General features: G+C 63.7%; 19 protein-coding genes. 4 read left to right on the top strand and 15 right to left on the bottom strand.

Translation table 11 applies throughout. The features are described from left to right. From NKI17_RS28715 to NKI17_RS28700, 4 genes are all read right to left on the bottom strand, one after another. Entirely contained in the window at window positions 1-792 is a 792-nt protein-coding gene (locus NKI17_RS28715; RefSeq protein ID WP_352797620.1) for a 3-methyl-2-oxobutanoate hydroxymethyltransferase, read from the bottom strand. 260 nt (window positions 793-1052) lie between these two features. Continuing rightward, window positions 1053-2060: a LacI family DNA-binding transcriptional regulator gene (locus tag NKI17_RS28710; protein WP_352797764.1), complete on the bottom strand. Its 1008-nt coding sequence runs from the start codon at window positions 2058-2060 to the stop codon at window positions 1053-1055. Between the two features lie 233 nt (window positions 2061-2293). Continuing rightward, window positions 2294-4537, bottom strand: coding sequence for a relaxase/mobilization nuclease domain-containing protein (locus tag NKI17_RS28705; RefSeq protein ID WP_352907111.1), 2244 nt, complete (start codon window positions 4535-4537; stop codon window positions 2294-2296). Further along, window positions 4534-4941: a plasmid mobilization protein gene (locus NKI17_RS28700; protein WP_352778189.1), complete on the bottom strand. Its 408-nt coding sequence runs from the start codon at window positions 4939-4941 to the stop codon at window positions 4534-4536. Before NKI17_RS28700 ends, NKI17_RS28705 begins: the two co-directional genes overlap by 4 nt. A gap of 497 nt (window positions 4942-5438) precedes the next feature. Between NKI17_RS28700 and NKI17_RS28695 the strand changes: the two genes are divergently transcribed. Together NKI17_RS28695 and NKI17_RS28690 are read left to right on the top strand one after the other, a co-directional pair. Beyond that, the gene (locus NKI17_RS28695; protein ID WP_352797616.1) at window positions 5439-6119 is read left to right on the top strand and encodes a nucleotide-binding protein; all 681 of its coding nucleotides are present in this window, start codon (window positions 5439-5441) and stop codon (window positions 6117-6119) included. Further along, window positions 6116-6523 carry a hypothetical protein gene (locus tag NKI17_RS28690; RefSeq protein WP_352797614.1) on the top strand — a complete coding sequence of 136 codons (408 nt, stop codon included), beginning with the start codon at window positions 6116-6118 and terminating at the stop codon, window positions 6521-6523. The genes NKI17_RS28695 and NKI17_RS28690 overlap by 4 nt, the downstream gene beginning before the upstream one ends. Before the next feature lie 117 nt (window positions 6524-6640). Here NKI17_RS28690 and NKI17_RS28685 read toward each other — a convergent pair whose 3' ends face one another. From NKI17_RS28685 to NKI17_RS28650, 8 genes are all read right to left on the bottom strand, one after another. Continuing rightward, a complete protein-coding gene (locus NKI17_RS28685; protein WP_352797612.1) occupies window positions 6641-6982 on the bottom strand; it encodes a hypothetical protein in 342 nt (113 codons plus the stop codon). Window positions 6983-7039: 57 nt separating this feature from the next. Further along, complete coding sequence (locus tag NKI17_RS28680) at window positions 7040-7363, bottom strand: DUF736 domain-containing protein (protein WP_352778180.1); 324 nt, start codon at window positions 7361-7363, stop codon at window positions 7040-7042. A 709-nt stretch (window positions 7364-8072) separates the two neighbouring features. After that, window positions 8073-8606, bottom strand: a complete 534-nt coding sequence (locus NKI17_RS28675; RefSeq protein ID WP_352797609.1) for a hypothetical protein — start codon at window positions 8604-8606, stop codon at window positions 8073-8075. Window positions 8607-8829: 223 nt separating this feature from the next. Continuing rightward, a complete protein-coding gene (locus NKI17_RS28670) occupies window positions 8830-9339 on the bottom strand; it encodes a GNAT family N-acetyltransferase (protein ID WP_502894642.1) in 510 nt (169 codons plus the stop codon). After that, a complete protein-coding gene (locus tag NKI17_RS28665) occupies window positions 9340-9624 on the bottom strand; it encodes a type II toxin-antitoxin system TacA family antitoxin (RefSeq protein ID WP_352797607.1) in 285 nt (94 codons plus the stop codon). It abuts the gene before it with no gap. A 182-nt stretch (window positions 9625-9806) separates the two neighbouring features. Further along, window positions 9807-10748 (bottom strand): DUF2493 domain-containing protein, encoded by a 942-nt coding sequence (locus NKI17_RS28660; RefSeq protein ID WP_352907110.1) that lies wholly within the window; start codon window positions 10746-10748, stop codon window positions 9807-9809. Window positions 10749-10995: 247 nt separating this feature from the next. Beyond that, a complete protein-coding gene (locus NKI17_RS28655) occupies window positions 10996-12045 on the bottom strand; it encodes a DUF7146 domain-containing protein (protein WP_352797603.1) in 1050 nt (349 codons plus the stop codon). A 12-nt stretch (window positions 12046-12057) separates the two neighbouring features. Then, on the bottom strand, window positions 12058-16596 hold the full coding sequence (locus NKI17_RS28650) for a strawberry notch-like NTP hydrolase domain-containing protein (protein WP_352797601.1): 4539 nt from the start codon (window positions 16594-16596) through the stop codon (window positions 12058-12060). Between the two features lie 183 nt (window positions 16597-16779). Between NKI17_RS28650 and NKI17_RS28645 the strand changes: the two genes are divergently transcribed. Then, window positions 16780-17973 carry a DUF1173 domain-containing protein gene (locus tag NKI17_RS28645; RefSeq protein ID WP_352797760.1) on the top strand — a complete coding sequence of 398 codons (1194 nt, stop codon included), beginning with the start codon at window positions 16780-16782 and terminating at the stop codon, window positions 17971-17973. A gap of 35 nt (window positions 17974-18008) precedes the next feature. Here NKI17_RS28645 and NKI17_RS28640 read toward each other — a convergent pair whose 3' ends face one another. Next, window positions 18009-18692 carry a transposase gene (locus tag NKI17_RS28640; protein ID WP_352797599.1) on the bottom strand — a complete coding sequence of 228 codons (684 nt, stop codon included), beginning with the start codon at window positions 18690-18692 and terminating at the stop codon, window positions 18009-18011. A 467-nt stretch (window positions 18693-19159) separates the two neighbouring features. Here NKI17_RS28640 and NKI17_RS28635 point away from each other — a divergent pair, with 467 nt between their 5' ends. Continuing rightward, window positions 19160-19555 carry a hypothetical protein gene (locus NKI17_RS28635; RefSeq protein WP_352797598.1) on the top strand — a complete coding sequence of 132 codons (396 nt, stop codon included), beginning with the start codon at window positions 19160-19162 and terminating at the stop codon, window positions 19553-19555. Between the two features lie 547 nt (window positions 19556-20102). Here the strand turns inward: NKI17_RS28635 and NKI17_RS28630 are convergent. Both NKI17_RS28630 and NKI17_RS28625 read right to left on the bottom strand, forming a co-directional pair. Then, a complete protein-coding gene (locus NKI17_RS28630) occupies window positions 20103-20606 on the bottom strand; it encodes a DUF1419 domain-containing protein (RefSeq protein WP_352797595.1) in 504 nt (167 codons plus the stop codon). Window positions 20607-20736: 130 nt separating this feature from the next. Further along, entirely contained in the window at window positions 20737-20919 is a 183-nt protein-coding gene (locus NKI17_RS28625) for a hypothetical protein (RefSeq protein WP_352797593.1), read from the bottom strand. Window positions 20920-21249 lie beyond the last annotated feature (330 nt).

The following is a 21249-nucleotide window of genomic DNA, read 5'->3' as shown; positions in this document are numbered from 1 at the left end:
TCACAGGGATTGGGAAAGGGTGAGGAAGCGGTCATAGGCGGCATCGTCCATGTCGACCTGGTGCTTCGCTTCGGGATAGGCGCCAGCTGTCACATCGCGGCTGAAGGCGCGGAAGGCGGCGATGCGCTTCTCCTGCAGTTCGGCCTCCAGTGTGACGAAATCGGCATAGCGTTTGGCGTGGCGCGGATAGTGACCGGTGTGGGTGCCGAGCACGTCCCTGGAAAATAGGTACTGCGTGTCGCAGGCGCTGCCGCAGCCCATGCCCATGGTGATGAGTGAGATCGAGCGCGTGATGTGATCGGCAAGCCGCACCGGCACGACCTCGACCTCGATGCAGGCGGCACCGGCATTCTCAAGGTCCTTGGCCGCGCGCAGCACCTTGAAGGCTTCTTCTGCGGTCTTTCCAACGGCGCGAAAATTCGTCCAGGTGGCGCGGTTCGGCACCAGGCCGACATGGCCGGTAACCGGAATGCCCTCCGCCGCCATCGCCTCGATGAAGCGCGGCGAATGCGAGCAATAGACGGCGTCGGCGCCGCGATTGATCATGTCAAAGCCGAGCCGTACCGCCTCGTCGGGCGAGGCGACCGCGCCATGCGGCATGCCGACCGACAAGAAGGCGAAAGGCGCCGCCTCACGGATCAATTCCAGCTTGTGGTCGGGCTCGCTCGAGAGGATTACGATATCGCAGGCGACAGCCGCGGCGGCCTCAGCCGGCGTGTCGACGTGAAGCTGCAGCCATTTGCGGCTGCCCTTGGCGCTCCTCAGATCGTAGGCCGTCAGCCGTCTCGTCACTAGTCGTCCTCCCCTTCGCGGAGCGCCATTGCATGTGGAAGAATGCCCTCTCACCCGGGTTGCCAACCGATTTCTGGCAATCCGACCTTTCCTCGAGGGGAAAGGGAGATCGTCTGCGCTTGGCGCCAGCCTCTTCTCCCAACGGGGAAGGCGGACGCAAAGCGGCTGGATGAGGAGGCGAACTTCATTTGCGATCGCCGTCCGTTAGGAAGGTAGCACCGTGACGGAGGCGAAGCTCGCTCTACCTTGATCAAATCAGATCAAAGGTTCTCGGCAGTGAAGGTGACGAAGCGGATCGGCGGGTTTTCGACTTGCAGGTCGTGCAGGTTCAATGTCGCCAGCACGAGGTCCATGGCTCGCCTCGCCTGCGCCTCGGGGGCCTGGTCGAGCACGACATCCATCGTACCCTCGCGTAGTGCAGCGGCGCTGCGCTCGGTGAGTTCGTGGCCGACGAAGAAGACCTGGCGTCCGAGCGGATCTCGGCGCAAGACATCGTTGAGCGCCGAATTGGCGCCGCCTGCATTATAGAGACCGGCAAGGTCGGGCCAGCGCTTCAAGGCTTCAAGAAGCTGCTCAGCGTTGCGGTCTCCATCGTCATGACCGAACAGCGCCCCGATCGGTTCGAAATGTTCGGTCGCCGTCTGCATCAGGTAGTCGAAGAAGCCGCGCACGCGGTCGCGGTGCACGCGGTAGATCTGGCTGTGGCAGACCGCCACCACCTTGCCTGGCCGCCTTTGCATGCGCGACAACAACAGCCCTGCCATGCGTCCGGCGGCATAATTGTCGATACCGACATAGGCCCCGCTGGTGCCGGAAATCTCAGTGACGATCTGCACGGTCGGGATGTTTTCGGCCTCGAGTTTCCTCAAGGCGGCGCCAACCAGCGGGTGGTCGGGAACTGCGAGGATGAGGCCGGCGCGGCGCATGTCCGGATCAAGAATGCGCCTGGCGATCGCCGCCGGGTCCGCCTCGTCGAGAAAGGTGCGGTGGACGGCGATGGAGCGATCGAGCGTCGCGGCGATGCGCTCGAAAGCGCGAGACAGTCGGGCAAAGAAGGTGGCGTCCGGACGCACCAGGATGACCTCGATCCTGATCACCCCGTGATGAGCTTCCGGCAAGCGCCGAGGATAGTCGAGCGAGCGAGCGGCCGCGACGACCTTCTCGACAGTGGCAGGCGTGACGCCACCCCTGCCGTTCAGCACGCGCTCAACCGTCGCCGTGCCAACCCCGGCGCGGCGGGCAATGTCAAGAAAGGTGGGCTTTGGAATCTGGTCACCTCCCAGTCACGAAGCCGAGGGCCTAGTCAGCCGAGTCCGCTTTTGAAGCCCGGCCACTCTGCGGGGCGCGACAATCGTCGAAGGAGAACATTGAGGTGAACGAGGACACCGTCAGTCCAAGGCCGCTCGCCGAGATAGGGCGCATTTCTGCCATCTGGTCTGATCATCCCGCGACGAATGCTTCGTTTTGATAACCACCGCGCAAGGACGCTGTCGGCCCTTGCTCAACGCTCGTGGTCGTTATCGTTTGAGCGCTGGGTCTTCCGGTCCTGCTCTTCCGACTGTCGCGCCTTCTGCTTGTTCGCGTCCTTCTGCTTGGCTCTCACCTTCTCCTGCTCGGTGCCGGTGCGCGGCTCTTCCGGCTGGCGGGGATCGTCCCGAGTTGGAAGGTCTCGCCCTCGCGCCTCGCGCTCGGGGATCGGGTCGCCGCTGCCACCACGGCGACGCTGCTGCCGCTCGAATTGCAGCCGCGCCAGACGGTCGTGCATCTTGTCGTTGACCTCTTCACGATACTGTTCGAACTGTCCTTGATGCGCCGCCGGCAGCGTCTCGCGCATGTTGTCCAGAGCCTGATTGACGCGGGCCATCTGACGCCGCATTTCCAAGGGGGTTTGCGCCATGTTCAAATCTCCTATCAGTGCATTCAATTCTCTCATACCGGGATGGGACAGAAAAGACTTCTGCCCCGATTGATCAGCTCCGCGACCCGCGGCAGGACCTGGTTGCCCCTCACCTGTCCGATCGCGACGGAACCGCAGAAAATTGCTGCCGATCGACTCCGCTGCCGTGAGAGCCTGACCGACTATGCCCGCGGTCCGCATCGTCGTCACAGTCTTTTGCCATGCGGCAGCGATTGCATCACCGTTCACGACAAGGGATTGCCCATCCAGACGGCGTTGCCGCTTGGCCTCCACTCGCTCGATCGTCCTGGCGCTGACCTGGTAGCGCGGATCGCTCTGGGCGCGGCTATAGGCTCCGGCATGCTCCTTGGTGAATGGCCGCGTCATCGCATGATCCATGCGCCGCGTCGCCACCATCGCAATGCCGTTCTCGCGTGCTTTTTCCGCAAAGGCCTCGCGCCAGGCGACCAGATCTGGCTTGTAGAATTTCAGACGCTCGCCATCGGCTGACCGTGCCTGCACCATTGCATGAATATGGACGTGCTTGGTGTCGTTGTGATGCGCCAGGACGAACTTGTATCCTGGCGCGCGCTCCTCGAGCACGGCGAGCGCCGCGGCCATGACGGCGTTGGCATCGGTGCCGGCCCTTGCCGAGAAAAGTAGGTGATAGGCATTGCGCCGCTCACGCCCCGAAAACTGCGGGCTCCATTGCTCATAGACCGAAGCCGCAGCCTTGGTGGAATTCTTCACCCCGGGCACAACCTCGCCATTTGCGTGGCGGACTTGGCTGTGGGTGCGGATGAACTTCTGCAGGAAATATTTTGCTTTGGGTTCACGGCTCACGGCCGCCGTTACCTCTGCCTTGGCGACCACCCCCGCCGCGCCCATAGCTTCAGACAAACGCGCCTCGATCTTGTCGAGCGCCTTGCTGCGCGAATTTTCTCGACCACCGGCAAGGACCCTCGCAATAGGTCCTGCCCGCTCATCGGTATGCGCGTAAACCTGCACCGTCTTTTCATCCTGCGTATAGACGAACGGTTTTGCACCGAAGGCCTCGTTCAGCGCCTCGCTCAAGGCGGCATCGGTGACCTCGCCGGCGAGCTCGAAACGAACCTCCAGAAAATTGGTGTTTTCCAAGGGCGGTTCGAACGTCTCGCAAAACGTCTCCAGGAACGCCTTTCGTGCGCCGCCTGTCGCAAGCACCTGCCCGTCCTCGTCGAAAATCTCGATGTCGTGTTTCTCGCCTTTTTCGTCCTCGCGCTTTCCGATGTAATTGAGCAGCCGAGCGGCGGCTTCCCTGGTCGACGGCGGATTGGGCATGACCTTGAACACGCCAGGTTGCGCGCCCGCCGCATAGCCTGCCCGTGCCGCCACGGCCCGCGCCTGATAGCCCGCCCGCACCGCTCGTCCTGTACCGCTCGGACGAACAGCTCCACGGCCACGGCCGCCGCCGCCGCGCCGCTTCCAGTCTTCCTCCTCCTCTTCCGGCCGGAAACCGGCGAGCGTGGCGCCGTAGACCATGATCGGCGCGCTAGCGGCCTTGGGCGAGCTCACAGCAGCAGTGGACTTCGGTGCCCTGTTGGACATGGAGCTCCCCGCCAGTCCTGTCCCTCCCACCGACGAACGAGGGGCATTCCTGCCTCCACCTACCGTCGAGCCGGCTTGTCCTTGCCCGAGGCGTCCGCCGCCACCGGTCCCCTCATAACTCTTCATCGCCTGGAATTCACCGGCCGCGCGTCGGGCGCCCGTCACGGACTTGTCGTCGTCCAGCTCCTCACGCTTCACGCCGGACTCGCCTCGAAGATAGCGTTCGATTTCGGCCGCGTAGCCAGCAAGACGATCGCTCATGGCCTGGCCTCCCTCGCCTTGCGGGGTCCGACGGTCATCGCCTTTAGTTCCTCGCGGAACTGCCGCACGAGGTCACCCACGGCGATCAGCGCCTGCTCAAGATCCTCATCATGGGCAACACGGCCGTCATTCATGGCGCGCACCGCCTGATTGAAATTGATGCCGACGCGCCGCAGCTGATCGGTCATCTCCACGATCGTTGGCCGCAACGCCTCTGACGCGATCGGCAGATGCCCGGTCTCTGCCCGCACGAGACGTCGGACCCCCTCGCTGACCGTTACGCCATCGCGCTCCGCAATGGCTTTGAGGCTGGCCATCTCGTCAGCCGAAAACCGGATGTGGGTCACCTCGCCGTAGCGCCGTGACGCGTTCTTTACCGCTGCTTTCTGGACGTCTGCATCCATCTCTCAAGCCCGCTTGCGGGCGCTAAGGCCCGTCAGGGCCGCGCCGCCTATTTTGTGTGTATCACAAAATAGGCTATCCTGCCATCCAATAGGAAAGAGGTGGAATTGTAGGTACGGGCGGGGTTCTCTCTCCAGCGCAGTTGTCAGCGGCAGCAGCGCGGGCGAAATGTTCCCATCGTGATTTGATGCGATGTGTCTATGATGCATTGGCGACTTGTATCCATGTTATCAAGGAACATCGGCCCCTCTGATGCGCAGCCGGGAAAGCTTAGTCGGAAATGCGCACTCGATGGGCCACCGCTTCTTTCCTGAAGACAGCAGCTGCGCAAAAACTGCACCTTTAGCGAGCCCTTATGGATGCGCGCCTGGGTTGCCAAACCAGCCTTCCCCGTCGACAATGTCACCATGTTTCGACCGCGATATTATTCCATGTGTCCATGATGACATGTATCCATGTTAACATGGATACAAGAAGCCCACGCCGGAAGGAGGCCCCCATGATCATCTCCGCTGCGATCCCCAAGGGCGGCACTGGCAAATCGACGATGCTGCGCACCCTCGCATCCGTCGCGCTGCATCGGGGCTATTCGGTCACTCTTATCGACGGGGACCGGCGGCAGAACATGAATCGCTGGTTCCAGATGCTGGGTGAGGCTGGCAATCGTCCCGACAGGCTCCAGCTTGTGAGCGCGATGACGCCGCAGGAAATCCTTGACGCCGCAGCCATTCACAACGGTGAGCGCTCTGTCGTCTTGATCGATACGGAAGGCACCACAAATGACAACCTCATGGCCGGGATCTTCGCGGCCGATATTGTCGTCGTGCCGGTCTATTTTGCCCTCGACGATGTGACCGCCGCCATCCAGGTCACCGACCACTACATCCCGCTGGCGGTCGAGAGCCGGGGTAAACCGCTGCCTGCGATATTCGTGCTCACCAAGCAGACCATCATCGATGGCAGGGCGCGAGCCCTGAACGAACTGCGCGCCATCATCCAGGCCAACGGCACGCCCATTGCAGAACACGTCCTGCACAATCGTGTTGCGTACCGCGATCTTCAGACCGGGCAGACCCTTTACAGCCCCGCGGTGCCTGATGCGAAGGCGGTTGCCGAGAGCGAAGGGGTCTTCGACGACCTTCTGCAAACCTTCATCGAAGCCACAAGGAACGCGGCATGAGTGACGAAACCGCACCGAAACTGGGTGACGACAAGAAAGCTCGCATGATGAAGGCGATTTTCACGCAGCCGCCGGCACTGCCGAGCATGTTCATCCCACCGAAGGCCGAGCCGTCGGGGATCAAGGAGCAAGCTGCGCCACAGATGAAGGAACCGACAAAGCCGTCCCCGGCAGTCAGGCCCGATTTCCGCAAGCTGCTGCGGCAGGGTCAGAAAAAGGACCCCATTGCCGGAAAGAAGATTCGCGAGGAGGAGATGATCCGCTGCGGGTACTATTTGACGGCAGTGGAGCAGCGCCAGTTCAAGTTGCTGGCGATCAGCAACGGGCACAGCATGACCGAACTGCTGCGAAAGGCCGTGCAGGATTATATCCGCGTTCATAAGCACAAACTGCCAAAGGAATAATCGGCGGTATGGAGTCGCTGTCGCATGCTGTGACGGGTGATGTTTGTGACTCTTTGCGACGCGCAAAAAAAGGGCCCGCGACGGAACACTCCGTCGCGGGCCCTGAGATGTGTTTGCCTACTTGGGTTGGTTGAGGTGTTTCAGCACCTGGCCGAGGATTGTGTCTCGCACCGGACGCCCGCTGGCTGCCGCTTTGTCGTCGACCAGCTTTGCGGCCAGTTTGGGCGACAGCGGGATGAAGTCGTAGCCGTGTGAGATGGCTGCGCGGTGAAGATCCTCAAGCGCTTCGAACGCGCGATCGTGGGTGCCGAGCCAAAGACCCGGCTCGTCGGTTTCTTCGTGTGGGAACGCCTGCAGGAAGTAGGTTCGAAGTGGTGGATCGTAGCCGATGACAGCGTCTGGGTCCGAGCGGCCCTGTCCGGTGACGGTGCCAGTGACAGTGATAGTGTAGCGGCTCATTGCAACCTCCTATTGCCGGTGGGGAGCCGGCCCCTTGCGGGGCCGGCCACTGATGCCTCACTGGGGGTTGTTCCAGAGGATGACCTTCTTGTTTTCCTCGCCACCCGGGGCGGGAGCGAGATTGCCGAAGATGACGCCGATCTCGGGGGCTTCCAACTTGACCGAGAGGTACTCCTCGCCCGAACGCTGGGAGATGCGGTGCCAGCCGGCTCCGATCTCGAAGCCCGTGCGCTTGTTGACGATCCGGTAGTCGGGGGCGTCCTCGCGCGATTTGTTGGGGTTCGGGATGAGGGTGATCGGGGCATTGACCCGGAGCGTGGCGAAGACCCCTTCCATCGAGCCGTCGGCCTTGGTGGTGAGGTTTGCGATCGTGGTGGCCATGTTAGTTCTCCTTCGGTTGCATCGGGACCATTCCCGATGGCGCCAAAGGAGAGGGCCGTCCTGCTGCGGTCATCTCGGCGAAAATTCTGGAAAATTCTATTTGCCGAAAAAGCGGGCAGGCCCTTCGCCTGTCCGCAGACAAAAACAGAAATCGAATTTTCCTGAATATTCGCCGAGTGTACCCCCAACGGGGGTTGACCGCACAAAGCAGGCGGTCGTCTACAAAGGCGACATGAAACGGGAATGGTCCCGGATGCGGCAGATGGACAAGAACTCAGGCCGCCATCGCTTGACCGCCGACGCAACGCTGCCGGATCGCAGGAACAGGCTGCAGCCTCTCGGGTCGTGTCGTCGGCATCGCCAACACATCGAACAGCAGCAATGGCGCGTGAACCGCCTTCCGCGTTCGGTATGGCGGCACAGCGGTTTCGAGATCGGGGCCGGCTGGCAGCGGCCTTCACGCCCCTCTGGGGACGATACCGCGCAGCCAGGTTGGATGACCCGGCAAGCCAGTGTTCGGCACGCTTGCACCCGCTTCAGAGGCGAGACGGGTCAAGATGATCATCCGCACACGCCCCGCGGCTCTGCGCGTGGACCGGTTTCGAAAGGGCCGGCTCCGGCCGTTCATAAAAGTGAGTAGGCGGCGCGGAGCCGGATCAAGCATATCGGAGATCGGACCCACCGGGCTATCCGCGGAACCGCGCGTACATCATCCCGGCAACGCCAGACGCTCGTCCGGCATCATGCGGGCTTCGGCTTGGCGGCGAATGTCCGGACCGGCATGGCGGAGCATGGCGCACCAGTCTTCCACATTGTAGGTCGTCGCCATGCTGCCCCTTGCCAGATCGTAAATGACGCACGGCTTGTTCGCGATGGCGAGCCGAAGCACGTTGACGGTCGTGCCGGGTGATGCGCCATCCCAGACCATCATGCCAAAGTCGGCGCGCCGCGCCATCTCCCGGTCCTTGGCGGCGTGGAACCAGTATCCTTCGGCGCCCTCAGGAGAAGGAACATGGTAGGCGGCCCAGTCGCCCAAATTGTTGCGGGGTTCCTTGCCCGCATGGAAGACCCCGACATGGTCGTAGCCGTAGCCCGCGAGCAGGCCCTGCGCCTCGGCATCGACTCCGGGCGCGTCGCCAACCAGCACGCCGTGCTCGGCAGCAACGATTGCGCCGATGCGAGTGATGGCAGGTTCCGGCAGCTCGAATATCTCGCGTGATCCACCTATGAATATCATCGACATCGTGACTTTCCCTTCTCTCCAGCGTCCCCCGCCCCGCGCCGGCCGCCCTCTCCCTCCGGCCCTGCGCGAGGGATCGTCACCCGAAGGCCGAGACGGCGAAGCCGGAGCGGGGAGAGGCGGGACGCCGCGACGAGAGCCCGGCGGGCCGCAGGCCCGCGCGCCCGGACCCTGCCGCTTCCGGAGGCGCTACGCGGATCTGGCTACTGGCGCTACGCGCTTGGAGCTAGTGGCCTTTGTCGGCCAGCCAGAGGCTCACGTCCTGGATCGAGCGCATGAGCACCGACGGATTGTCCCGCGCGGGAATGAAGCCCCAGCTCTGCCAGTAGCGCTCGGCCTCGGCGTCGATCGCCCGCACCACCACTGCGCGGCCGCCGACGATGTCGGCGCCGGCGACACAGCGATGCAGCGCGTCCTTGACCAGGCCGCTGCCGATGCCTTGTCCGGCGTAGCGATGGTCGACGGCGAGTTGTCCAATCAGCAGACAGGGGATCGGATCGGGCGGCCGTCCGGTGCGTATGGCGCGCGGTGCGCTGTTTGGCTGGATCACGCCCGGCGCGAGGCCGTAATAGCCCACGACTGTTCCCTCGTCGTGAACGACCAGGACGCGGGTAAACCCGCGGGCCTGGTTCGTTCGCGCGAAGCCGGCCAGCCAGGCGTTGAGCGCGGGCTTGCCGCAATCGAAGCTGTCGAGGCGGTGCATGTCGTCGAGGAGTTCGATGCCTGAAAGCGCCACCTAGCGGTCCCAGGGGGGGGACCGACGCAGCCGCTCGGCCGCCTTCGGCGGGGGCGCGGCGGCCGGGGCTGAGATCGCCTGCATGAAGGCGTCATAGGCTTGCGGGGACACGCGGATGACGGTTTCGTTGAGGATGGCCGCCTGCGCCTCGTGGAGTGCTGCGCGCCGCATGAACTCCGTGCGCGACAGGCCGAGCAACTGCGCGCCGCGGTCGATGATGGTGAGATCATCGTCGCGAAACCGCATTGAGACGGGTGTTTCCTTCCTCGTGGCTGTGGTGGCCATGGCGCGCTCCTGTGCTGCGGACGTATATACGTTAGTGTAACGCGGACCGCAATACCACGTTGCGTGGCGGCACGCCCCACGGCGACGATAAGATCTGTGGAGGGGGTGCAGTGCTTCGCGCGCTGGCTTCGGTGCGCTTCGCGCGGTCGGGTTCGATGGTGCGGATGCGAGGAAACCGACGCTCACGCGCCGCCCTCCGCGAACCGCCACACGGGGATGCCGAGCCGACGGGCCTTGTCGGCAAGGTTGTCGGTGATGCCGGAGCCGGGAAAGACGATCAGGCCGTAGGGCACCACGGAGAGAAGCTGGTCGTTGCGGCGGAACGGAGCCGCCTTGGCGTGCCGGTTCCAGTCCGGCTTGAAGGCGATCTGGGTGACCTTCCGGTTCTCGGCCCAGCAGGCGGCGATGCGCTCGGCGCCGCGCGGGCTGCCACCATGGATCAGAACCATGTCGGGATGCTTCTCGCGGGCCTTGTCGAGCGCGTCCCAGATCCGGTCGTGATCGTTGCAGTCGAGGCCGCCGGCGAAGGCAATCTTGGTGCCGGCCGGGATGAGCACCTCGGTTTCGGCGTGGCGGCGGGCGGCGAGGAAGTCGCGGCTGTCGATCACCGCCGCGGTCATCGCCTGGTGGCTGACCTTGGAGCCAGTGCGCGGCCGCCATGCCGATCCGGTCTGCGCCTCGTAGAGGTCGGCGGCCTCATCGCGCATGATTTCGAGCACGTTGCGGCGCTCGATATAGGTGATGCCTTCCGCGGTCAGCCGCTCCAGCTCGACCGACTTCACCTCCGAGCCGTCCTGCTCCTGCTGACTCGAGCGCTGCGCCTCCTCGTTGCGGTCGAGGCTGCGGGCGACACGCTCGGCGGCACGGTGGAAGACGTTTGCGAACGACCAGAGCAGGTCGTCGAGATCGGGTTCGAGCCTGGTGTCGCCAAGCATACCGGCAAAGGTATCGACGATGCCGGCGAGTCCTGCCCGGATCACTTCGTCGTCGGGAAGCGGCCGAGAATCAGGTTCGTCCTGATGCGGGCGATGGCCGTACATCTGCAGTTCGAGGATGACGCGGTCGGTCGGCGAGGAGGCGTGGTAGGGCTCGTAGGCGTCGTCGAAAGCAGGCTCGTAGGTCATGGCGTGTCTCCGTCGGTTATGGCCGCGCCTATCGCGGCCTGACAGCGCATCCCGGCCGCGCCCCGGACGCGGCCGCACCGAAGGCCGGAGCGCGAGCGGAGGACGGCGCAGCCGTTGCGGCCGTGTACGGGGGGTGGCAGGGGTGGCCTCTCGGGCAGGCCGCGGGCGCGGCCTCTCCGGCGGACCGCCGCCATGCCTGCAAGGCTTCCGCTGACGCCACCCCTGCCCGCCCGCCAGCTCGGGCCGTTCATCCGGGCGGCAGGAAGCGACGGGCATCTTCCGGGACGAGCTGATCGCTGAGCCATGCCGCGAGATGGGCGGGGCCGAGATGGCGCAGATCGTCGTTGAAGTCGCCGAGCTGCGGCCGAAACACCAGGGCGAGGATCCCGGCCTCGCCTGCGCGCTGGCTGAGACGCTCGATGCCGTGCCGGCCGGCGGCGTCGGCATCGGCTGCGATGTAGAGGCGGCGGCAGCCGGGGGGCAAGATCAGGCCGGCGAGGTGATTGGCCGAGGTCGCCGCAGCCACCGGCAGCGCCGGCATCACCGTGCGGAGCGAGGCCATCGTCTCGAAACCCTCGCCGGCGGCCATGACCGGAACGGGCGTGTCGGGATCGAGGCCGAGCCAGATGCCATTTCCCAGGAGATGACCGAGCGAGCGTCGAGGATCGGCGATCTGCGCCTTGCCGTTGCCGTCCGGAGCGAGCCAGGTGCGCTGGAGGCCGGTAATGCGCCCGTCGATGCCGGTGACCGAAGCGATCAGCGCGGGCAGGGTCTGCGTCTCGCCGGTCACGAGATCGCGATAGTAGCAGCCGGGGTGGAAGCGCAGGGCGCGTTCGCGGGCGGCAAGCAGAATGCCGCGGCCGGTGAGGTAGCGTTCGGCCAGCGTGCCGGCGATCGGCTGCGACATGGCGAACAGGCGGCGGGCCGCGTCAGGGGAGCCGCGTGCCGCGGCAGGCTGGCGCTGGATATCGGATGGGCGGAACTGGGGTTCTGGCCGTGGCATGGCGAGGAAGCGACGCGCTTCATCGGCGACCTCGCGGAATCCGACCAGGCCGCAGCTCGCCTCGATGACGTCGACCAGGTCGCCATATTCGGCCGTCGCCTCGTCGACCCACTTGCCGGCAGGGCCTTTGGCATTGGCTTTCAGCCGCACATGCATGGAGCGGCCGCGCGCGTTGCGGACATCACCGACGATCCAGTGATTGCCGGAGCGATGGCCGTTGGGGAGATATTCGCGGCACACCGCCTCGGCATGATCGCCAAGGCGGCGTGCCAGCTCGGAGGCCGAGCCGGTCATGATCGCCTCCCCTCAAACCACTGCCGTACGGTCGGTGACGCCAACGAGCGTATGGCGGTCGAGGAGCGCGGCGAGGATGGCAGACCCTTGCGCGGCCGTCGGGATGAACAGCCGGAGCTTCCAGGAAATGATCTCGGAGATCAGCCGCAGCGCCTTCAGCCGGGGGACCATCGCGTCGGTGAAGCCAATCAATTCGACACGGTAGTCGTTCATGACGCGGCTGCGGCGCAGAATCAGGCCGTCGGCAAGTTGCAGTCCGAGCCTGCCTTCCACGAGCCCGGTCCAGGCATCTTCCGGCGCGAGCGTCGGCGGATGATCGAGCCCCAGATTGCGCAACATGGTCGCGACAAGGGTGGGCGCGATGTGGCGGCCGATGATGCGTTCGCCGGCATCGGTCTGGATTCGATAGACTCGACAGTCGTCGTCCGGCAGCCGACGCCAGATCGGCAACAGCAGCCCCGTCACGATGTGAAAGGTGCTGGTGATGAACTCCGGGACGGCGGCGACTTCCGACTCCCACAGCTCGCAGAACAATTTCCGGTCGGCCGGCTGCCAGTGTGTTTCGGCAAGGGCGTCGAGACCGAAGCGCAGCTCGTCGGTCGGCCGCAGCAAGCGCACGCGGTGCTCTATCGCGCCGTCGTCGAGCATCAGGCTCGCCGTCGGCAGCCGGATCGCCGCGCGGCTCGAACGGGCGTTGACCAGCAGAGCCGATTGCGGCTCCGCACGGGCAATGGCCAGCGCATCGACCAGGCCGAGCGGCCGGATACGGTCCTTGCGCGCGACTGTCAGCACATGCGACTGCACGCCCGAGACCGGGTGCGCGTAGACGGTGCGGCGATCGGTGACTACGATGCTCTCCGCCGTGATCGTCTCCAGTCCCTTGTCATAGTTTCCCGCGGCGATGGCGCCTTCTATTCTTCCCGCCATCAGCTGCTCGAACACCTCGAACAGCAGGTTCTGGGTTTCGATGCGCAACGCCAGCAGGCGATTGAGCCAGGTCGTGATTGGCGGCAGCTCGTCCCGCAAACCACCTTCATCCGTCGTCAGCGACAGCCCAGTCACCGTCTCGAAGGTCGTGAGCGAGCAGCCCTCGATCTTGCCCTGGTGCAGCAGATGATAGAACTGCCGCAGCGCCACGCGGGCATAGGCGCTTTCGAGATTGTCTTCGGCACGGAACAACCCTGCCCCGCCGGTCTGGCGCTGACCGCGCGTGATCGCGCCCAGCGTGTCGAGCCGTCGCGCGATCGTCGACAGGAAGCGCTTGCCGGCTTTCACGTTGGCGGCCATGGGCCGGAACAGCGGCGGTTGCGCCTGATTTGTGCGATGGGTCCGTCCGAGACCCTGGATGGCGTTGTCGGCGCGCCAGCCGGCCTCGAGCAGATAGTGCTTGCGCAGCCTCTGGTTCCTGACCCCAAGATCGGCGTGATAGGACCGGCCGGTGCCGCCCGCGTCGGAAAAGATCAGCACGCTCTTGTCGTCGTCCATGAAGCTCTGGGTCTCGGCGAGATTGGCCGAGCCAGGGCGGTTTTCCACGGCCAGCCGGTCGATGCCGTCGCGGCCGGTCTTCTTCACGATGCGCCGCGAGCGGCCGGTCACCTCGGCGACGGTGTCGGTCCCAAAGTGATGGATGATCTGGTCGAGCGCGCTGCCGACCGGCGGAAGCGACGCGAGCCTCTCGATCATCTCGTCGCGCATGCGAACGGCCTCGCGGCATTGAACCGGGTTGCCATCTTCGTCGTGGACAGGCCGCGAAAGGACGTTGCCCTCCGCGTCCGAATATTCCTCGAACAACTGGGTGGGGAAGGAATGCATCAAGTATCCGCCTACATACTCGCGCGGCGTCACATCGACATGCAGGTCCGACCATTCCTCGGTCGGGATCTCGGCAAGCCGCCGTTCCATCAGCGCTTCGCCGGTCGAGACGATCTGCACGACCGCCGAATGACCGTCGGCGAGGTCCTGCTCGATCGCGCCGATCAGCGTCGGCGTCATCATCGAGGTGATGAGATGACTAAAGAAGCGCTGCTTGGTGCTCTCGAAGGCCGAGCGCGCCGCCGACTTGGCGTTGCGGTTCAGCGTACTGGTTTCGCTAGTAATGTTGGCTGCCTCAAGGGCGGCAGTCAGGTTGTTGTGGATGACCTGGAACGCATCCGCATAGGCATTGTAGATGCGGGTCTGTTCGTCGCTCAGCTCATGCTCGAGCAAGTCGTATTCGACCCCTTCATAGGAGAGCGAACGGGCCACATAGAGACCGAGCGACTTGAGATCGCGGGCGAGCACTTCCATCGCCGCGACACCGCCGTCCTCGATCGCGGCGACGAACTCGGCGCGGTTGGCGAATGGAAAATCCTCGCTGCCCCAGATGCCGAGGCGCTGCGCATAGGCGAGGTTCTCGACGGCGGTCGCGCCGGTGGCCGAGACATAGACGACGCGGGCGTCAGGCAGTGCATGCTGGAGCCGCAGGCCTGCCTTGCCTTGTTGCGAGGGCGCGACGTCGCCGCGCTCGCTTTTGCCGCCAGCGGCATTGGCCATGGCATGGGCCTCGTCGAAGACGATGACGCCATCGAAAGATTTTTTCGCCCCCGACGGGTTTCCTCCAATCCCTGTCTGGCTTTCTTTAATCCCCGTCGGGCCTTCGGCCCTTCCCGCGTCTTGTCCAACCCAGTCGAGGATCTGGGCGATCCGGGATTTCTTGCCCTCCCGTTCCTGCGAGCGCAGGGTGGCGTAGGTCGTGAACAGGATGCCCTCGGCAAGGCGGATCGGTGTGCCCTGCCGATAGCGGGACAAAGGTTGGACGAGAAGTTTTTCCTGGCCAAGTGCAGCCCAATCGCGCTGGGCGTCTTCCAGCAATTTGTCCGACTTGGAAATCCAGATCGCGCGTCGGCGACCCTGCAGCCAGTTATCCAGGATGACACCGGCGACCTGCCGCCCCTTGCCGCAACCGGTCCCGTCACCCAGAAACCATCCACGGCGGAAGCGAACCGCGTTTTCGGCGCCTTCATGCGCGGCGGACACAACATCGCAGGTCTCGTCAACCGTCCAGGCGCCGGTGAGATGGCCGCAATGGGCTTCGCCGGCATAGATGACGCTTTCGAGCTGGGCGTCCGATAGCAGGCCCTCGTCGATGATGGCATCAGGAAGAAGCGGTCGATAGGAAGGTTTGGGCGGCGCGACGGCGGCCATTGCGGCCGACTGTACGAGCGGCGTCGGATGCGGTTTGGCGCGGGTAATGTCGATCGACTGGAGCGCGTAGGGTTCGTAGATGGTGTCGGTCAGCCGGCCGCTCTCCTCCGGCATCCAGTCGCGCAGCTCATAGGCGAGAGGGACAGCCGGCGTGCTGTTTGCCATGACCTGGCGGGCGGGCTTCGCCCGCGCAATCGGACGGACCGATTGGATGGCCTTTGGAGCAGCCGTTGAGACAGCGAGGGGTGCGGCTCTCGCCTTCGATCGGGCACCCATATGCATGGCGGCATTGCGCAGCATGCCGCTGGACAATGCACCGATCGAGTCCGGAAAGCCGCCCGGTGTCCGGGGTGGCAGGGCGGAGATCCAGGAGAGCAGAGTCCCGACATCCATGGCCTTGCGCGGCGAGCCGGAGAAGCTGGTTGGGTCGTTAGCAGCAACTTTGTCGATGATGGTCAAGCGGATCTCGGCCGTCGTCCCATGGCGCGCGTAGACACGGCCGTCGATCGCTGCGGTGAAGATGACGGTGCCCTGCTGCTGCAGGCGTTCGAAGGCCGGCCGCCATTTGGGTTTTTCCGGAGACAGCCCGGCGCCGGTGATGGCGACAAGACGACCGCCCGAACGCAGGCGCGCGAATGCGGAGGAGAGGTGTCGCCATGCCGCATCGGCGACATGTCCATCGACATAGGCGCCGACCGTGAAAGGCGGGTTCATCAGCACGACGGATGGCTCCATGGCCGCGTCGAGATGATCGTCGATATGGGCGCCGTCGTGCCGCGAGACCGGGCACCTTGGAAACAGCAGGCCGACGAGATCGGCCCGCGTCGCGGCAAGCTCGTTGAGGGCGATCGAGGCGCGCGCCATCTCGGCATGGACGGCGAGCAGACCGGTGCCGGCCGAGGGTTCGAGAACGAGGTCGCAAGATGCGATCGCCGCGGCGTACGCCGTGACGAAGGCCAGCGGCAAGGGCGTGGAGAGCTGCTGCATGGCCTGGCTCTCGTCGGAGCGTCGCGTATGGGTGGGAAGAAGTTCGGCGATGCGCTTCATCATCGCCAGCGTTGCCTGCGGCGTGGTGGACCGGGACAGGATCGCAGGGCCGAACTGGCGCAGAAACAGCACCTGGGCGACTTCGAGCGCCTCATAGGCGTCCTTCCAGACCCAGAACCCTTGCGCATCGCTGCCGCCAAAACTTGTCGTCATGGCGGTGCGCAGTGCGGCGGTGCTGACAGGCTTGCCCTGCTCGAGGAAAGGCAGAAGCCGCATTGCCGCCTGATAGATCGCCTGGGCGTTGTTGATGGGAGCGGGCGTCGGCGCGCCGAGGGGAGCGGCCGTCCGGGCAACGGCCGATGTGGTCGAAACAATGTTCATGGAAATGTCCTTTGCGAGAGAGGAGTGGCGCCCGCGCCGGCACTCTCTCCGCACCAGCCGGGCCGCACTCCTCCCGGCTCCCCTCTGGCTCTGGCGCCGATGCACCAAACGGGTTGCGCTCTGCGCAAAGTCGTGACTCAATGCGCTGACAGGGATGCGGCGGCGACCTGGAGCTGCGAGGTGATGCGACGGTTCAGAATTGGCAGTGCGGTTTACGAGGAAGGGGCGCCTGACCTGCAGACAGCGCTGGCGAACGCCTATGCTCGCACCGAGCGTCCGCTATGCCTGTGCCGCGAGCCGGGCTGCCCGATGTACATCGCCCGCATCGGCGACCTTCATCTGATCAAGCGCATGCCGCTGAGCGGCGGCGGGCATGACCCGTCCTGCGATTCCTACGAGTCCCCATACGAACTCTCCGGTCTGGGCGCCTTGATGGGCAGCGCCATCCAGCTTGATCCGCAAAGCGGCATGGCGGCTTTGAAACTCGATTTCAGCCTGTCGAAGACGGGGAGCCGGGCAGCGTCGGTGCCCGCTGGCGAGAGCTCCGCCAGTGTAACCGGAGGCCCCAGGAGGATGTCGCTGCGTGGCCTCCTTCATTATCTCTGGCACGAGGCGGAACTGACGGTCTGGACTTCCATATGGGCTGGCAAGCGACATTGGTGGAATGTCCGCTGGCATCTGCTCGAAGCTGCCGCGCAAATGACGGTGAGGAGCGGACCGCTCTCGGATATCCTGTTTGTGCCCGAGCCGTTTCGCGCGGAGAACAGGCAAGCGATCGAACAGCGTCGCAACGCGGTTCTCGCGCCTGCGCTCCCGCCAAAATCCGGCCCCCGAAAGTTGCTGGTCCTGGTCGGCGAGGTGAAGGAAATCATGCCCACCCGATCGGGTCAGAAACTCGTCATCAGGCACCTGCCCGGTTTTCCCTTTATCATCGACGATGCATTGCATCGGCGTTTGCAGGCACGTTTCGAGAAAGAATTGTCGCTGTGGGAAGCGGATTCCAGCTCACATCTCATGGCCATCGCGATCTTCGGACTGAACCCGGCCGGCCTCGCCATTGTCGAGGAGGTCGCGTTGATGGTGGTATCCGAGAACTGGATTCCTTACGAGACGATCCAGGAGAAGAGGCTCGTTGACGCGCTTGCGCGTCTTGGCGAGAAAAGCGTAAAGGGATTGCGCTACGACCTGCAAACCGCCCAGCCGATCGCCAACGCTTTGCTTCAGAACAGGGATGAGCCGGTCGCGCTCTTTGTCGTCCCGCCCCGTGCGGACGAAGCGTTCGAGGCTTCGCTCGACGAAATGATCGCCGCGCGTCCGGAGATCGGCTCCTGGGTGTGGCGGGCCGGCGAAGGCGATATGCCGCCGTTACCGCTCTGAGCGTCGGCGGAATTTCCAACGAGGCTCAGTATGTCTTACGCAAGGCCCAGCTTCTTCTTGAGCTCGGCATTTTCCTTGCGCAGACGGTCAGCAAGCAGGTTCTTAAGGCGCTTGTTTTCTTCTTCGAGCGCGACAAGATCACGGAGATCGCCGCTATCTGAAGAAGGCGCCACAGCCCTCTTCCACTGATAGTAGGTCTGCTCCGAAATGCCGGCTTGGCCGACCGCACTCTTGCTGGTCGCCCCTCCAGCGATCGACTTTTCGATCTGGGCAAGCTTCTGGGCGCGTTCCTTCTCAGAGTAAGTCTTCCGGGCGGTCCGCACTGCCATCGCAGGTTCAGCCGCCTGGGCCCCTGGTCTCGCCCCGTTCTTGCGGGTCGGCTTGGCGAGCTCTGCCTTCGCTTTCTTTGCTCGCGGAGCTTTCTTCTTCGCTTCAGAGGCTTCCACTTTGGCTGGTGCCACTGTTGTCTGCACAGTTTGAGCTTCCTGAGAATCGGCCATGATATGCTCCGCTTGTGGTTTGTCCCGTATTTCAGCATCGATGGGTCTTATACTGGAGTCAATGAGCTCAGAACCTGGCAACTGAGCACCATCAGACAGCTGCGTCATCTCGGTGACAATTTTGGACAGGTCGAGACCACCCCAGATCGAATGGCTTGGCTTTTGCTTGCCGCGCTTCTGTTTGACTTCCACGATAAATGGCCGGATCTGGCGCTTCATAGTCCCTTCCTTGATGTGAGGACGACTTGCAAGCCAAGTCGCTGTTTCGCGTCAGCGAGTATTCTGCGCCTAGGCATCTTATCGCTCTTGCCGAGCTTTATCGGAGAAGGCCAGCGACGAGCAAGCGAGGTTTCCCTGATCTCGGGGACTGGCTCGATCAACGGGATGCAAACAGTCTATTGCGAGCCGAGGTCTAATTTAACGAGATCTTCAGAGCCTATCCATGCCCGCCATCCACAGGCGCCACTTCGCTCGATCCACCGGCAGCTGACAAATTTCGACATGCTGACGAGGCTCGCATGCTCCAGGTTCGGTAAAGAACCCCTCCCTGCATCGAGCGCCGCCTACGCCGTCATTCGTTGCCGCCGGGCAAACATACAAGGGACTCACAGCCGTCCGCATCCGATGACTGTGCACAACCGACTGCATCGATTGCAATCCTGATTTTCTTGGGAGCAAATCTTCTCATGGCTGCGGATGAGCTGGACGCGATTGTTTTCGGGATGGCGGTCGAAAGCGTCCGTGCGCTTCCTCTTGGATTCACGGAAAAAGTCGCAGAAATTGCCATCAGAAGCCACGGCGTACTGCTTTTTGATTTGCGCATCGATGGCGACTTGGAAATGCAGCGGATCGCCGCCGTCCGATATCCAAGCAACCAGACAGGCATTCTGGCGCTGGACAAGCAGGGCTCGGCGATCAGCCATTGGATGGTCAATGGCACTTTCTCCTGCTTTATCACTCCCTTGGAAGACTGGAACACTCTGCCGCTACCTATGCAGGCCAGGACGAGTATCGCCGGCCCGGCCAGCCTCTTCATCGGCGCCCTACGCAATGCCGGATACATCCCGCGCGGCAGGTCCTGATCCGAAGTTTTGTTCGGCGACTGGTCGATCATATCGTCGAACCAGTCGGCCACACGGCCTCGCTGTGGGCGATTACCCACGGTGATCAGGTGACCAGGATCATCCGAGTTGAAGTCTGACCCTGATACGTGGCTCGCTGGACTACGAGCACCTGGTCAGTGCTGGCCTCAAATACCGTGAAAATGCGCCGGCCGGCGGCGACGCACTGATCGAGCAATGTCGGTCGCCGTCACGGTATCTTGGAAAGCGATAGGGCTGCGTGCAAGCGATCGTAATGTGCGAGAGCGTCTCGCCCGTCGGCGTCCGATAGAACGCCTCCTCGATAGACATCGCGCCGCATAGCCTATCCGACGCGCCCATTTCAGCGGAGTAGGCGGACCATGCTAATAGGGACGTTTCGCTTCCGAGCGGCAGCTCTCAGGGATAACCTTTATCGTCGCCTCCCTTCTTTGAGTTCCGGCTTGATCGGGCGGAGGACAGGAGTTCGTCAATCTCGAGATCCGACAGATCATCAAGCAGCTTGAAGACAGCATCATGCTTTCCGGCGTTAATGAGAATCGTGCATTTGCCGCGATGTTCGGCCCACCCGGTCCCGGGATTTGCATTGCGGGCGATGCCCCTGAGTTCGACGGGGGGTCATATTCCAGATCGCCTCGAGCTTCTCCGCGCGGGTCATGCTGTCGCTCGCGCCGGTCTCGTGGGCGATGATGGCGGCGCGCATCTTGTCCGGGGATTGCCGATCCGTGAGGTCGCAAAAGCCATGAATACAGCGTTCGCGGCCCCGGATCCGGATCGCGAAGAATACGCTGGTCACGTTGCCGGTCTTGAACTCCGAGATGCCGAACATGCCGGTGCGCATGAAGAGCGGCGGCAGCAAATCGAGCATGAAGTGATATTCTGACGCGGTGATCTGAAACCACTCGCCTGAATAGGGAGTGCCGGAAAGCGGATCGATGCCGGGAGTATCTTTGTGTCGGCTGAACAGTTGGAACATCTGCTCGCGGGTGGCGACGCCGTCGAGCACCTTCCTGAAGGGTGGATGTGCGGTCATGGGGTTCTCCTGAACGCGGGTCGGCCACGCGCGGCATGAACCGCGTCGTCGCAACTGTTTGGTGTTGTGGCTGTCGACTGGCCGAGCCCGCGGCCGGCGCGTGCACCGGCGATGATGGGGTTTGCAGGGTTCAGGCGGCACGTCGCTCGGAGGAACGCGAATCGTCTCGACCAACCCCAGTGATGGCGCGCACGGCGGCGGCGAGCGCCGGGATGTCGTCGAGCATGCCGAGCGCGACGAAGTGGTTGGCCCCGCCGACATAATCCTTGCGGCCCTTGCAGGTGCGGATCAGGATGCCGTGACCTGAGGACAAACCGAACTGGCTGACCTGGATGTAGGCGCAGTCATGGTGCAGAGTATAATTTCACCGGAAACGGCTATGCCCGCCTTGTTTGAGCGCGGGTCAAAGCTTCCGTGCGGCAGGGCAAGTTCGGCGGCGAGTTTCTTCAGCCGTGAACGGGCTGTCGCGTGGAAACGTCTCTTGTGCTGCTCGTCATAGGAGCAGCTTCTGTTCCGGTCGAACATGTCGATCTCCATGGAATGGAGCCCGGGGGGGGGGGGGCCGGGGCCGGGCCCGGGGGGGGGGGGGGTTGATGGTGGGGGGGGGGCGCGGGGCCGGGGCCCCCCCACCCGGGGGCCCCCC

The organism is Mesorhizobium sp. M0816, from assembly GCF_040320005.1.
Taxonomy (GTDB): Bacteria; Pseudomonadota; Alphaproteobacteria; order Rhizobiales; family Rhizobiaceae; genus Mesorhizobium.
The sequence above is the reverse complement of the archived record's forward strand: the minus strand, read 5'-3'. Positions and strand labels throughout refer to the sequence as shown.

Bases quoted from the DNA above. Each gene is read 5' to 3' on its own strand.
- NKI17_RS28705 (WP_352907111.1), bottom strand. From the start codon at position 4,537: ATGAGCGATCGTCTTGCTGGCTACGCGGCCGAAATCGAACGCTATCTT.
- NKI17_RS28700 (WP_352778189.1), bottom strand. From the start codon at position 4,941: ATGGATGCAGACGTCCAGAAAGCAGCGGTAAAGAACGCGTCACGGCGC.
- NKI17_RS28695 (WP_352797616.1), top strand. From the start codon at position 5,439: ATGATCATCTCCGCTGCGATCCCCAAGGGCGGCACTGGCAAATCGACG.
- NKI17_RS28690 (WP_352797614.1), top strand. From the start codon at position 6,116: ATGAGTGACGAAACCGCACCGAAACTGGGTGACGACAAGAAAGCTCGC.
- NKI17_RS28685 (WP_352797612.1), bottom strand. From the start codon at position 6,982: ATGAGCCGCTACACTATCACTGTCACTGGCACCGTCACCGGACAGGGC.
- NKI17_RS28680 (WP_352778180.1), bottom strand. From the start codon at position 7,363: ATGGCCACCACGATCGCAAACCTCACCACCAAGGCCGACGGCTCGATG.
- NKI17_RS28675 (WP_352797609.1), bottom strand. From the start codon at position 8,606: ATGTCGATGATATTCATAGGTGGATCACGCGAGATATTCGAGCTGCCG.
- NKI17_RS28665 (WP_352797607.1), bottom strand. From the start codon at position 9,624: ATGGCCACCACAGCCACGAGGAAGGAAACACCCGTCTCAATGCGGTTT.
- NKI17_RS28660 (WP_352907110.1), bottom strand. From the start codon at position 10,748: ATGACCTACGAGCCTGCTTTCGACGACGCCTACGAGCCCTACCACGCC.
- NKI17_RS28655 (WP_352797603.1), bottom strand. From the start codon at position 12,045: ATGACCGGCTCGGCCTCCGAGCTGGCACGCCGCCTTGGCGATCATGCC.
- NKI17_RS28650 (WP_352797601.1), bottom strand. From the start codon at position 16,596: ATGAACATTGTTTCGACCACATCGGCCGTTGCCCGGACGGCCGCTCCC.
- NKI17_RS28645 (WP_352797760.1), top strand. From the start codon at position 16,780: ATGCGACGGTTCAGAATTGGCAGTGCGGTTTACGAGGAAGGGGCGCCT.
- NKI17_RS28640 (WP_352797599.1), bottom strand. From the start codon at position 18,692: ATGAAGCGCCAGATCCGGCCATTTATCGTGGAAGTCAAACAGAAGCGC.
- NKI17_RS28635 (WP_352797598.1), top strand. From the start codon at position 19,160: ATGGCTGCGGATGAGCTGGACGCGATTGTTTTCGGGATGGCGGTCGAA.
- NKI17_RS28630 (WP_352797595.1), bottom strand. From the start codon at position 20,606: ATGACCGCACATCCACCCTTCAGGAAGGTGCTCGACGGCGTCGCCACC.